Source organism: Proteus sp. Marseille-Q3619 (genome assembly GCF_965283115.1).
The window spans coordinates 2,677,391-2,690,816 of record NZ_CBDIMP010000001.1; the positions used below are offsets into that span (position 1 = coordinate 2,677,391).

Sequence of the window (13,426 nt, forward strand, 5' to 3'; positions counted from 1 at the left end):
AGCGTGCTTATTTGGCACACTCTCTGCATAGATAGAGGAGAAGATCAGGTAATAACCTGAAAGTTGATGAACACAGGAGCAATGTTGATGAAAAAAGTCATCACGGTCTGTCCGTATTGCGCCTCAGGATGCAAAATCTACCTGAAGGTGGAAAACGGTAAAATTATTGGCGCTGAAGGAGCCAATGGTTTAACAAACCAAGGTGAGCTGTGTCTGAAAGGGTATTATGGATGGGATTTTATCCATGATACTAAGATACTGACTCCACGTCTTAAAACACCAATGATCCGCCGTGAAAGAGGCGGAAAATTAGAATCGGTTTCTTGGGATGAAGCGATTGAGTTTGCAAGTAGCAGGCTTCTTGCTATCAAAGAGAAATACGGTGCTAAATCTATTATGACAACTGGCTCTTCACGAGGCCCGGGTAACGAAGCTAACTTCGTTATGCAGAAATTCGCTCGTGCGGTTATCGGAAATAATAATATAGACTGCTGTGCTCGTGTCTGACACGGCCCTTCGGTTGCAGGTCTGCAGCGTTCGGTCGGTAATGGTGCTATGAGCAACTCAATCGTTGAGATTGAGGATACCAAATGTCTATTTGTCTTCGGCTATAACGCCGCAGACTCGCATCCTATTGTTGCTCGCCGTATTGTTAAGGCGAAAGAAAAGGGTGCCAAAATTATTGTATGTGACCCTCGTTACATCGAAACAGCACGTTTAGCCGATTTACACTTAGGCTTAAAAAATGGCTCTAACATTGCGCTATTAAATGCGATTGCGCATGTGATTATTGAAGAAGGATTGCATGATAAATCCTTTATCGAAAATCACACTGAGCAATTTGAAGAGTATTGTAAATTAGTTGAAAGCTATACACCTGAATCTGTTGAAGAAACAACAGGTTTAAGTGCTCAAATTATTCGTGAAGCTGCACGTATGTACGCGAAAGCAGAAACAGCAACAATTCTTTGGGGTATGGGTGTAACTCAATTCTACCAAGGTGTTGAAACGGTACGTTCACTGACTAGTTTAGCTTTATTAACGGGTAATTTAGGTAAAAAATACGTCGGGGTTGGCCCAGTTCGTGGTCAAAATAACGTACAAGGTGCGTGTGATATGGGAGCCTTGCCTAACACACTACCAGGTTATCAATACGTTACTGACGAAAAAGCGCGTGAGAAATTTGCTAAATTCTGGGGCATTGAGTCAATGCCTGAAGAAGTGGGCTATGCGTTAAGTGAAGTTCCTCATAATATCGATCACGGCTTATTAAAAGCTCACTATGTAATGGGTGAAGATCCACTGCAAACTGAGCCTGATTTAGCAACAATCCGTAGAACGTTTGAAAAACTGGATCTACTGATAGTGCAAGATATCTTTATGACCAAAACGGCGTCTATTGCTGACGTTATTTTCCCTGCAACATCATGGGGTGAGCATGAAGGTGTTTATACTGCGGCAGACCGTGGTTTCCAACGCTTCTATAAAGCTGTTGAACCTGTTGGCGATGTGAAAACAGACTGGCAAATTATCAGTCTGATGGCAACAGCAATGGGTTATCCAATGCATTACAACAATACCAAAGAAATTTGGGATGAGTTGCGTGAGCTATGCCCAATTTATTATGGTGCGACTTACGAAAAAATGGCGGACTTGGCTTATATCCAATGGCCTTGCCCAACAGAAGATAGCCCAGGTACACAATATCTGTACGATGGTGGTAAATTTGATACTCCTAACGGTAAAGGTCAATTCTTTACTTGTGAGTGGGCTCCACCAATTGACAAACTCTCTGATGAGTTTCCAATGGTATTGGCAACCGTCCGTGAAGTTGGACACTACTCTTGCCGTTCAATGACAGGTAACTGTAAAGCATTGGCGGCGTTGGCTGATGAACCGGGTTATGTTCAATTAAACACAGAAGATGCCAAACAGTTGGGTATCAAAGATCAAGAGTTAGTTTGGATACGCTCTCGTCAAGGTAAAGTCATTACGCGTGCTGCGGTCAGTGATAGACCGAATAAAGGTGCTGTATATATGACTTATCAATGGTGGATTGGTGCTTGTAACGAACTGGTTGCAGAGAATTTAAGCCCAATTACCAAAACACCTGAGTATAAATATTGTGCAGTATGTGTTGAGCCAATCAAGGAACAGGCTCAGGCAGAACACTATGTGAAAACGGAATATAGCAATATTAAACGTCGTTTAAGAGAAGCCGCCGAGGGTTGATCTTCGTCTGATTAATATTGTCTTTCTGCCTTAGAACCGAGTTTATTGACCTTAGCGTCAGTAAGCTCGGTTTTTTATTAGATTATTATTTTGTGCACAACTAAGCGACTGACTGATTTAAATAAAGTGTTAAAGGTAAGTCAGGATGCGGATCCATCGAATCAAATTTATGTGATGGGTGAGAATCAACCGTTGGATAGCGAGATAGTAAAACAATAAAGTCTTGGTAAGCCTGTTTTTTATTATCATGCGTAAAAATAGGTGTACCGCTATGATTTAATTCATTATCTGCAATGAGTAAAATATCAAGATATTGAGCATTATTGTGTTCATAAAGTACATTTTTAGGATCAATTTTTTGCCAAGCTGTTCCTATCGCCTCTTTTGGTGAATGAACACGTAAAGCGCCAGTATTATCCTTAACGTTATTCTTATTCATCATCACAATCATGGTGTGATCAACGCCATCTTTATGAACCCCTTCAATGGAAAGTTCACTTAAAGAATCTGGTTGGGCAATTAATCTTAAATGAAAAACAGTTGATATTGATTTAGGCGAATTTTGATCGGTTAAGTGACGAGATGTAAATTTATTACCTTGAATTAGTAGCATTTTTAATTTTAATAACGCTTGATAAGCCGTATTGCTCTGCCAGCGATCATCAAGTGCTCTAAAATGCCTTTGTGTGCCACTGTCTTCACGAATAAATCCATCTTCCTCAGTGAGAACAAAAGGTTGATATTCTAGTCTGGAGATCGTTTCTATATCATTATCAAAAAGGTAGCGTCCTGTTCGAGAATGACGAAATGAAAGGGTCGGATCTTGTGCTAAATAGTCACCATATTCCATGAGTGCATTAATATCTTTTTCTTCAGCACCTAATTGTTTTATTAAATCAATGACAATACTTTGGGGAATAAAGACATATTTATTATTCTTGTATTCTTTTTTTATTTCACTAATTCTATTTATAAGCAGGCTATTCATATATAATATGCTCCATTGATGGTTTATATTATTAATAGTTAATAAAGTGAGTAATTAATAAAATATAATCATTTAGATTATAGATAGAGATTAATAAGTTTCAAATGTACAAAAAAAAGAGTGTAATAAAATAATTACACTCTTTTAGATAAGTAAGAAACTATTTTAGGGTTAAAGTATTTCTGGAATTGAAATACCGAGACGTTGCATCCGCGATAATAACGTTGTTCTTTTTAATCCTAGTTTTAAAGCAGCGCCTCTAGCGCCAGCAACTACACCATTGGTTTCTCTTAATGCTTGAATTATCCTTTCTCGCTCTTCATCATCGCTTTCTGGCGCATTCGTCTGCATGCGCTTTTCAATGGATGAAGGTTGAGTCAGTACCTGCTTTAAACGAGAGGGCTTGTTAATATGAAGCTCTTTTAACTGAAGGTTTAATGTTGATCCTCGCGTTAAAATAACGGCACGCTCAATAATATTTTCAAGTTCACGAACATTACCCGGCCATGGATAAAGTGTTAACTGCTCCAATGCGTTGGCAGGAATACAATCTATTTTTCTATCCATTCTACGCGCAATTTTTTGCGTAAAATGTTTAGCTAAAAGCGGAATATCTTCAGGTCGCTCTCTTAGTGGTGGAATAATAATAGGAAAAACATTAAGACGATAATAAAGATCTTCTCTAAATTCACCTTCATCTGTTAATTCATGCAGATCTTTATTGGTCGCTGCAATTAGCCTAACATCAACTGGGATCACTTTATTACCACCCAACCTTTCTATTTCTCGCTCTTGAAGAACGCGAAGCAATTTGGGTTGTAAGTCAATTGGCATATCACCAATTTCATCAAGAAATAGCGTGCTTTTATCTGCCATCTCAAATCGGCCAATATGTGTATTGGTTGCGCCTGTAAATGCGCCTTTATCATGACCAAAGAGATCACTTTCTAAAAGGCCAGAAGGTACTGCGGCACAGTTCATTTTTATCATCGACTTATTTTTTCGCAGACTTAGACGATGAATAGCGCGCGCAATTAATTCTTTACCCGTACCTGTTTCACCTAATATAAGTACAGTACTATCACTTTGTGCCACTAATTCAATTTGTTCTAGCACATTATGCATAGCGTCACTTTGATAAATAATCTCACTGAAGCATGCATTGTTATCTATTTGCTCATTAAGCCAAATATTCTCATTCTTTAAACTGTCTTTTAAATGTGTTATTTCTTCATAAGCCGCTGCATTTTCAATGGCGATACCAATACGAGCTGCAATTTGTTGTAGCAATTGGCAAGTATCGTTAGTAAAAACACTTCCTACTTCGTGCGCTAAAATTAATAAGCCTAGCGGTTTATGATTAAAAGCCAGTGGCAATAACAAAGCCGTCTGCATATTTTGCTTAACTAGACGCTTAATCAAAACATCTTCTTGATCTTCTTTATTAATATCAATTAAGACAGGTTTATTCTGATTAATAATTTCTTCTGCTTTGTTATTCGCGCTACTAAACTTACGTTGTTGGCGAATGACTGATTTCCCAGCCTGATAACGACTAGAATAAAGAATACCTTCACCACTATTTTGTGATGAGGTACGGCATAACATAAGACTAATATGATTCAGTCCAAAAAAACGATGTATTTCTTTAGAGACTTCAGAAATAAGACCATCCATGTCTAGATGAGCTAATACAGAATTTGTGATATCAACCAATATTCGATATTGGTTGCGCTCATTACGAAGGCTCTCCATAGTTTCAGCATTGTTACTGCTTAATTTCATGACACCACCGATTGCCCTAAAAAATTAGCTATATTGTAGTAGGTTTATAATAAATTTATATCAATGACTGAATCATTTTTGATCCAACCCGCTATTTTTGTATATGTAATGAAACTTAAGAATATAAATTTATCAAATCACTATATAATCAAATATATATCGATTTGTTTTATCGTCAAAATTGTCGAATAATTTGACGAAGTGACTTATTTATTAATTAATAATCATTTTTATTTGAAAATTATTTAATTGAAAAATAAGGAATAGTTATATCAAAAATATATTGGCATGAACCGTGCTAGATTCATTCTATTGATACTCTAATTATTACTCTTAATTAGAATAACTCGTTGCATTTATCGCCATATATAACGGCTATATATAACAAAGATCAGGAGAATATGATGAACCGTTTCATCATTGCAGACCCTAAAAAATGTATTGGTTGCCATACTTGTGAAGTGGCTTGTGTCGTGTCACATCAGCAAGAAGACCAAGATAATTTAGCCATTGAGCAAATTAGTGAGCAGAATTTCCAACCCCGAATTCATGTGGTCAAAGGATTTTCAATCAGTACGGCAGTTGTTTGTCATCAATGTGAAGATGCCCCTTGTGCTAATGTGTGTCCGAATGGCGCTATCATTCATAACAAAGATTATTATTATGTTGATCAGGAAAAATGTATAGGTTGTAAAACCTGTGTACTGGCTTGCCCTTATGGCACGATGGAAGTGGTTTCTCGTCCAGTTATGCGCAAATCAACCGCGCTCAATGCGATTGAGGCATTTAAAGCGGAAGCCAACAAATGCGACTTATGCCACCATCGTGAAGCGGGTCCCGCATGTATTGAAGTCTGCCCAACTCATGCTTTAGTGTGTATTGATAGAGATGCACTTGAAGAGATGGTTAAAGAGCGTCGTCGTAGAGCAGCTTTTGAAACCGGTGCTGAATTGTTGTTCTAAGATCAATAATAAAGCAACTATGTACTGATACTATAGTTGCTATTATTTATCCTGCTGCAATAAGGTATCGACATGCATGAAATTACGCTTTGCCAGAGCGCATTTGAGATAATAGATTCTCAAGCTAAATTAAATAATGCAAAAAAAGTAAAAAGTGTATGGATGGAATTGGGCGCATTATCTTGTGTTGAAGTCACTGCACTTGAGTTTTGCTTTGATATTGTTTGCAGAGACACCCTTGCCCAAGGTTGTGAATTACATATTGAGGTTATCCCCGCGAAAGCATGGTGTTGGGATTGTCATCAAGTTGTCACTGTTTCAACCTTTAATGCAGGTTGTCCGTCTTGTGGTAGCCAAAATTTGCGTGTTGAAAATGATGATGCAATGCGAATAAAGCAAATAGAGATCGAATAGAGGTTGTTATGTGTCTTGGTATTCCAGGTCAGGTTGTTGAAGTTGGAAAAACAATCACTGAAAATGCAATGGTCGATGTTTGTGGCGTTAAGCGAGAAGTGAATATTGCGTTAGTCTGTGAGGGGGAGCCTCATACGATGATCGGTAAGTGGGTACTGGTACACGTTGGTTTCGCCATGAGTATTGTCAATGAAGAAGAAGCAAAAGAGACGCTGGATGCTCTGATGGCAATGGGAGAAGTTGAAGACGATGTCTCTGCTTTTCTTTATGGTGAAGAGGGCGCACCTCAAAAAAATTGAGTTAATTTTATACTATTGCATGATTAATTTCTTTTTTTTATACTTGAACTTCATCTTTCGAAAGCTGGGACGACCCAGCTTTTTGTCTTTGTATTCAGGGGACGACCCCAATTTATCAAATAGGGGTAGTTTATGTCTTGGATCATTCTTTTTATCGCGGGTTTATTAGAAATCGTTTGGGCTGTCGGTCTTAAATACACACACGGTTTTACGCGCTTAACACCTAGTATAATTACCATTAGCGCCATGGTTGTGAGCATGGGCATGTTATCTTATGCCATGAAAGGCTTACCCGCAGGCACCGCCTATGCAATTTGGACGGGTATTGGCGCAGTAGGCACCGCAATCTTTGGTATTTTAGTCTTTGGTGAGTCTGCCAATATTTATCGTTTATTGAGTTTAGCGATGATTATTTTCGGCATTATTGGTCTGAAATTGGCGAGTTAAACCTGAATATCAGGTATAAAAAAGCCACTCAATTGAGTGGCTTTTAATCTTTACGTATTAATCAATTACAGTGTAAATACACCAATGATAGCGATAACGCTGATAATTGCTGCACCACCATAAAATACCCATTTGCTTGCAGGTACATGCACTTTAAAATCGTGCAGAGTATGGTGAATACGGTGTAATGCACACCAAACTGGCAGAATAATCATTAGCAGTAAGAACAGACGGCCAATGATGCTTTGGCTAAATGCCATAATACGTTCATAAGTAAATGCTTCTGGCGCAATACCCATAGGGATTAGGATACCGAGCAGGATGATGATTGCTGGAGAAACAATCGCACTCCACATACCACCTGCACCAAATAATCCCCAGAAAATAGGTTCATCAGAGCGCTTAGGAAGTTGATTCTGATTCATTATTTCCTCCTGGGTTAAATTAACGCCACTGCCAGAATAGCGGCAGTAACAACGATAGTGACACCCCAGAAACCACGAACGATGGGTTCTTGTGGCATTTTTTCATCTTTAACAACGATAACCACTGCTTTTGGTGCAAGTTTGAACCAAGTTGCAGAGTGGAAGACCGTTGCAATTAGGGTCACAATGTTAATTAGCATTACAATTGGGTTGCTCAGGAATCCAACGAAACCTGCCCAACTTTCTGGTCCATTTTTCAGTGCGAATACACCAAACAGTACAACCAGACTGAACCAAAGTTGTGGAAGACAAGTCCCTTCACGGGTGATATAGAAACGATAGAATCCAAGTTTCGTCCACCAGTTTGGTTGCATGCCACGAACATAAGGCTTACGTTTTGTTGTCATGTCTTGTTTCCTCCTTAACGTGGTTTCAGCATCGCAATGACAAAGTCTTGCGCACTGGCTGCTTTACCTTGCTGAATAGCGGCAGCAGGATCCACATGTTTTGGACAGACTTCAGAACAGTAGCCAACAAAGGTACAAGACCAGACACCGTTCTCACCATTTAACTGAGGCATACGCTCTTTTGCCCCATGGTCGCGACTATCTGTGTTGTAACGTTGAGCTAATGTAATCGCTGCTGGGCCAATAAACTCTGGGTTTAGACCAAACTGCGGGCATGCTGCATAGCAAAGACCACAGTTGATACAACCAGAGAATTGGTGGTATTTCGCCATTTGAGCAGGAGTCTGTTTATTCGTCCCTTCTGAAGGCTTACGATCATTACCGATGATATAAGGTTTAATCGCTTCTAAGCTTTCAATAAAGTGAGTCATATCGACAACAAGGTCACGCTCAACTGGGAAGTTACCTAACGCTTCAACTCTTACACCGTCTGGATATTCACGAATAAACGTTTTACAAGCCAATTTAGGCACTTTGTTGACCATCATGCCGCAAGAGCCACAAATCGCCATACGGCAAGACCAACGATAAGAAAGATCAGGCGCTAAATTGTCTTTAATATAACCCAATGCGTCCAGTAATGAGGTTTGCTCATCATAAGGAACATCATAAGTGACGAAATGAGGCGCTTCGTCTGTTTCTGGGTTATAGCGCATGACTTCCATTTTAATGTGCTTCATGTCATCAGCCATTCGCTTTCTCCTTATTCTGCTTGTCTTGTGCAGTCGCTTCACCACCATAGACACGTTTAGCAGGAGCAGATTTCGTGATCTTCACATCGCTATATTCTAAACGAGGGGCACCTTCTGGGTTATAGAACGCCAGAGTATGTTTCAGGAAGTTCACGTCATCACGCTCAGTACAACCTTCGTCAAGACGTTGGTGTGCACCACGAGACTCTTTACGATTGATTGCGGAATGAGCCATACATTCAGCGACATCTAAACCAAAGCCAAGCTCAATTTTGTACAGTAAATCTGTATTAAAGACGCTACTCGTGTCTTTAATTTCAACGCGTTTGAAACGTTCTTTTAATTCAGCCAGTTTATCAATGGTTTTTTGCATTAATTCAGGTGTACGATAGATACCGCAACCTTCTTCCATTGATTCACCCATTTCGTCGCGAATTTGTGACCAGCTTTCAGAACCTTTTTGGTTCATCAGATTTTTCAGGCCATCTTCGATATCACGAGTACGAGCATCTAATGCTGATGCGTTAGCTGGTGCTGCTTCTTGTGCACAACGAACCGCTTCTTCACCAGCAAGACGACCGAATACAACCAGCTCTGCCAGTGAGTTAGAACCTAAACGGTTAGCGCCGTGTAAGCCAACAGATGAACATTCACCCACCGCAAACAGACCTTTAATACGAGTCTCAGTTTGTTGGTTAGTTTCGATACCACCCATAGTGTAGTGAGCAGTAGGACGAACAGGGATTGGTTCATTAACTGGGTCAACACCCACATACGCTTTTGCCAGTTCACAAATAAATGGCAGACGTTCATGAAGTTTTTTCGCACCCAGATGACGTAAGTCAAGATAAACAACGTCACCACGGTGAGTTTTGATGGTACGGCCTGCGCGCCACTCATGCCAGAAAGCTTGAGAAACTTTATCGCGAGGACCTAATTCCATGTATTTATTTTCTGGTTTACCTAATGGTGTTTCTGGTCCTAGACCGTAATCTTGCAGATAACGATAGCCATCTTTATTGACCAGAATACCACCTTCACCACGACAACCTTCGGTCATCAGAATACCTGAACCTGGTAGACCAGTTGGGTGATATTGAACAAATTCCATATCACGCAGTGGAACGCCATGACGTAAAGCGATACCCATACCATCACCAGTAACAATACCGCCATTGGTATTGAAACGATAAACACGTCCCGCACCACCGGTTGCCATAATGACTGCGTTAGCACGAATTTGAACTTTCGTACCTTCCATCATATTAATAGCAACAAGACCACGAGCGTGACCTTCATCAACAAGAATATCGAGAACAAAGTGTTCGTCGAAACGTTGAATTTGTGGGTATTTTAAGGATGTTTGGAACAGGGTATGTAGCATATGGAAGCCGGTTTTATCGGCTGCGAACCAGGTCCGTTCGATCTTCATCCCACCAAAACGTCGGACGTTGACTGACCCGTCTTCTTTCCGGCTCCAAGGACAGCCCCAGAGTTCTAGTTGAGTCATCTCTGTTGGACAATGCTCAACGAAGTAATCGACGACATCCTGTTCACACAACCAGTCACCGCCTGAAACGGTATCATTGAAGTGGAAATCATAGGAGTCGTGAGCCTGAGTCACTGCTGCTGATCCGCCTTCTGCTGCCACGGTGTGGCTACGCATTGGGTAAACTTTTGAGATCAGAGCAATTTTCAGTTGAGGATTAGCTTCCGCTGCAGCTATTGCTGCTCGTAAGCCTGCGCCCCCGGCTCCGATTATCGCTATATCGGCATTAAAGGTTTGCACTGCGCTTCTCCATTGTTCAAGTGAAAATTGGAATAATTGTCTAGAATTCAATTCACTGACATTATTAATTTGTAATGCTATTTTTTTACGCTATCCGTAACGAAATTGTTTCACTACCTTGTGACTGCGCTTGATAACATCTTTATTATCATTGACTGTAATTTTAGTATAACGAAATGTAGGACACCGAAATTTGATATGAATGATGGTTTTCCCGTATTTCGCAAAAAAAGTGTGATCTATGCCAAGAATTCTGGGTTTAACTAATAAGCCACCAGAGAAACTTGAAGATTAAATAGAATATATTTTTCTAAATTGAAAATTTATAAATAGTAATGAATAACCTATTTTGAAAGTATAGATAACTTTAATTGAAAATGACAATGATTTTTCATTAAATGTTGATTTTAAAGGGTAAATGTTTTTATCTTTCTTAAGTCTAATTTAAATTAATAAAAGTCCATTTTAAAAACTAAAATAAATTTTTTACTATTTATCTAAAACAAATCGGTTTGTCTTGTTAATTGTTAATAAAATATTAATAATATTTCTAAAGGTTTTTAATACTCATCAAAATACGTAGATTTAAATAGAAAGTTAACTTTGAAGTTAAGATGAGTTTGGCTATTTAAATATAAGCATAATGTTAGTTTATTGTTATTTGTAATTGAGAAAAAGAATTATTCTAATTAACTCTTTTTATAAAAATAGCGAAAAAGCACTGAGTTTCTTACTCTAAACTGGTGTTTATTTAAACGATAAAAAGTGCCAAAAAGTAGATGTTTTGTAGAATTATATTTATTTATCTTATGTGTTTTTACTTAATAAAAGAAAAATCAGTGAAAAAATATAAAATGAAACCTCTCTTTATTAGGAGAAATTTGTCTGTTGAAGAGGATGCGAGTAAACTGCACGCTTTGTTTTCTGTTGGAGTTTTTCGTTCATGAGTGAAATCGCGGATTGGCAGCCAAGCGCCTCAATCGCCAACTTATTAAAAAAGGCGAAAATAGTCAGTAATATTAGGCGTTTTTTCACTGATCGTGGTGTATTAGAAGTTGAAACACCGATGATGAGTCAGGCTACCGTTACCGATGTTCATCTTTACCCATTTGAAACCCAATTTGTGGGGCCTGGTGCTTCTCAAGGGCTAAAACTTTATTTGATGACAAGCCCTGAATACCACATGAAGCGTTTATTAGCTGCAAACAGTGGGCCGATTTATCAAATGGGGCGTTGCTTCCGTAATGAGGAAGCCGGTAGATATCATAATCCGGAATTTACGATGCTTGAGTGGTATCGCCCTTGTTTTGATATGTACCGGTTGATGAATGAAGTCGATGATCTACTGCAAGAAGTGTTAGATTGTGAAGCGTCAGAGTCACTCTCTTATCAGCAAGCATTTTTGCGTTATCTCGATATTGACCCTTTATCTGTTGATAAAGAAAAATTGCGTGAAGTGGCTGCAAAACTGGATTTATCAAATATTGCAGATACTGAAGAAGATAAAGATACGCTACTTCAGTTGCTATTTGTTTCTGGAGTTGAACCTCATATCGGTTTAGAAAAGCCAACCTTTATCTATCATTTCCCTGCGTCACAAGCGTCATTGGCTGAAATCAGCTCTGAAGATCATCGTGTAGCAGAGCGTTTTGAAGTCTATTTTAAAGGTGTTGAGTTAGCGAACGGATTCCGTGAGTTGACGGATGCACAAGAGCAACGTCATCGCTTTGAACGTGATAATCGTCAGCGAGTGGCAATGGGATTACCAGAGCAACCTATTGATGAGCGCTTTTTAGCTGCTCTTGAAGCGGGACTACCTGAATGTTCGGGTGTAGCTTTAGGTGTTGATCGCCTTATTATGCTAGCACTGGGTGTTGAACGCCTTAGTGATGTTATTGCATTCCCTGTTTACAGGGCATAAATGCGATATCGATAATGCTAAAAAAGAGAGCTTAGGCTCTCTTTTATTTTTTGGATTTTCGGCTTTTTCTGCGTTTTTCTTCTGCTTCAAGGGCTTTTTCTTGAAACTTCGCAAACTTATTTCCTGTTACGTCTTTTATATAGCGATAATTAATAAACCAAAACGTAATACATGAAAATAAAATAACCCACCAAATTAACAGTAGCTTTAATGCAGAATTAACACCCAGCATTAAATTAAAGCTAATTAAGACCATTAAGCTGACAAATATCGAGCTAAATAACCCTCCTGCAATCTGCGACATATATTTTTTTAAAGGCGTGATACTGATTAATGGCAAAATAATTGCCATAGAGAACAGTACGCCAAATGTGGCAAACATAATAATCGAGATAGGTTCATTAAAGCTGAGAAACCAATCCGTTATACCAAAAAAAGAAAAGGGAATTTCTATCATGATATTGCCTCCCTACTAGGGCAAAAAAGAGGGATATCTTTAAATTTAAAAATAAACGTAAACACTATATTAGGAAAAATACGTATTTCAGTATTATAGAGAGTCACCGATTGATTGAAGAATTCTCGCCTGTCAGCTATGCATTCTTCTAATTCTTTCGCTTGTATTTGTAATAGGTGCAAATTTTTCCCACTGATAAGTTCAGGATATTTTTCAGCAATAATGAGTGATTTTTTTATTTGTGGTAATAACTGATTAGCTAAATTAACTTTTTCATCTAATACATCTGCATGTAAATAGTGATCTCTATTTTCAGCCAATTTTTCAAATAAGGCTTTCTCATGAACCATTGCTTTTTGTGTAATCACTATCAGCATGGGGATCAAGTCGGCTTGTTTTTTTAATAAAACATCAATGTTTGCAAAGGCTTTATAGCAATTATTTTTTAGCATCACCATGTTGTTATAAATCATCACTAATTGGCGTATTAAAAAATACACTAAGGTGAGAATAAAAATAATGAAAATAAGCCATTCCATAATAATTAA

General features: G+C 38.6%; 14 protein-coding genes. 6 read left to right on the forward strand and 8 right to left on the reverse strand.

Annotated features, from left to right (window positions below; all coding sequences use genetic code 11):
* The first annotated feature begins 87 nt into the window (after positions 1-87).
* Positions 88-2,232, forward strand: coding sequence for a formate dehydrogenase subunit alpha (gene fdhF, locus ACWPWK_RS12345; RefSeq protein ID WP_109374302.1), 2,145 nt, complete (start codon positions 88-90; stop codon positions 2,230-2,232).
* 100 nt (positions 2,233-2,332) lie between these two features.
* Here the strand turns inward: fdhF and ACWPWK_RS12350 are convergent, their stop codons facing one another.
* Complete coding sequence (locus ACWPWK_RS12350) at positions 2,333-3,220, reverse strand: 2OG-Fe dioxygenase family protein (protein ID WP_109374303.1); 888 nt, start codon at positions 3,218-3,220, stop codon at positions 2,333-2,335.
* Positions 3,221-3,391: 171 nt separating this feature from the next.
* The gene (locus tag ACWPWK_RS12355; RefSeq protein WP_109374304.1) at positions 3,392-5,005 is read right to left on the reverse strand and encodes a sigma 54-interacting transcriptional regulator; all 1,614 of its coding nucleotides are present in this window, start codon (positions 5,003-5,005) and stop codon (positions 3,392-3,394) included.
* Between the two features lie 404 nt (positions 5,006-5,409).
* Here ACWPWK_RS12355 and hydN point away from each other — a divergent pair, with 404 nt between their 5' ends.
* From hydN to sugE, 4 genes are all read left to right on the forward strand, one after another.
* A complete protein-coding gene (gene hydN / locus ACWPWK_RS12360; RefSeq protein WP_109374305.1) occupies positions 5,410-5,967 on the forward strand; it encodes an electron transport protein HydN in 558 nt (185 codons plus the stop codon).
* Between the two features lie 72 nt (positions 5,968-6,039).
* A complete protein-coding gene (gene hypA / locus ACWPWK_RS12365; RefSeq protein WP_109374306.1) occupies positions 6,040-6,381 on the forward strand; it encodes a hydrogenase maturation nickel metallochaperone HypA in 342 nt (113 codons plus the stop codon).
* 8 nt (positions 6,382-6,389) lie between these two features.
* Positions 6,390-6,680 (forward strand): hydrogenase maturation factor HybG, encoded by a 291-nt coding sequence (hybG, locus tag ACWPWK_RS12370; RefSeq protein ID WP_109374307.1) that lies wholly within the window; start codon positions 6,390-6,392, stop codon positions 6,678-6,680.
* Between the two features lie 132 nt (positions 6,681-6,812).
* Positions 6,813-7,127 (forward strand): quaternary ammonium compound efflux SMR transporter SugE, encoded by a 315-nt coding sequence (gene sugE, locus ACWPWK_RS12375; protein ID WP_069368216.1) that lies wholly within the window; start codon positions 6,813-6,815, stop codon positions 7,125-7,127.
* Between the two features lie 65 nt (positions 7,128-7,192).
* Here sugE and frdD read toward each other — a convergent pair whose 3' ends face one another.
* The 4 genes from frdD to frdA are packed head-to-tail and all read right to left on the reverse strand — an operon-like array spanning position 7,193 to position 10,500.
* Positions 7,193-7,552: a fumarate reductase subunit FrdD gene (frdD, locus tag ACWPWK_RS12380; RefSeq protein WP_006535438.1), complete on the reverse strand. Its 360-nt coding sequence runs from the start codon at positions 7,550-7,552 to the stop codon at positions 7,193-7,195.
* A gap of 14 nt (positions 7,553-7,566) precedes the next feature.
* Positions 7,567-7,959, reverse strand: coding sequence for a fumarate reductase subunit FrdC (frdC, locus tag ACWPWK_RS12385; RefSeq protein ID WP_088493866.1), 393 nt, complete (start codon positions 7,957-7,959; stop codon positions 7,567-7,569).
* Between the two features lie 14 nt (positions 7,960-7,973).
* On the reverse strand, positions 7,974-8,711 hold the full coding sequence (locus ACWPWK_RS12390; protein WP_075672948.1) for a succinate dehydrogenase/fumarate reductase iron-sulfur subunit: 738 nt from the start codon (positions 8,709-8,711) through the stop codon (positions 7,974-7,976).
* Complete coding sequence (frdA, locus tag ACWPWK_RS12395; RefSeq protein WP_109374308.1) at positions 8,704-10,500, reverse strand: fumarate reductase (quinol) flavoprotein subunit; 1,797 nt, start codon at positions 10,498-10,500, stop codon at positions 8,704-8,706. Before frdA ends, ACWPWK_RS12390 begins: the two co-directional genes overlap by 8 nt.
* 943 nt (positions 10,501-11,443) lie before the next feature.
* Here frdA and epmA point away from each other — a divergent pair.
* Positions 11,444-12,421: an elongation factor P--(R)-beta-lysine ligase gene (epmA, locus tag ACWPWK_RS12400; RefSeq protein WP_023583702.1), complete on the forward strand. Its 978-nt coding sequence runs from the start codon at positions 11,444-11,446 to the stop codon at positions 12,419-12,421.
* 43 nt (positions 12,422-12,464) lie between these two features.
* Here epmA and ACWPWK_RS12405 read toward each other — a convergent pair whose 3' ends face one another.
* Positions 12,465-12,878 carry a hypothetical protein gene (locus ACWPWK_RS12405; protein ID WP_109374309.1) on the reverse strand — a complete coding sequence of 138 codons (414 nt, stop codon included), beginning with the start codon at positions 12,876-12,878 and terminating at the stop codon, positions 12,465-12,467.
* The gene (locus ACWPWK_RS12410; protein ID WP_109374310.1) at positions 12,875-13,417 is read right to left on the reverse strand and encodes a LemA family protein; all 543 of its coding nucleotides are present in this window, start codon (positions 13,415-13,417) and stop codon (positions 12,875-12,877) included. Before ACWPWK_RS12410 ends, ACWPWK_RS12405 begins: the two co-directional genes overlap by 4 nt.
* Positions 13,418-13,426 lie beyond the last annotated feature (9 nt).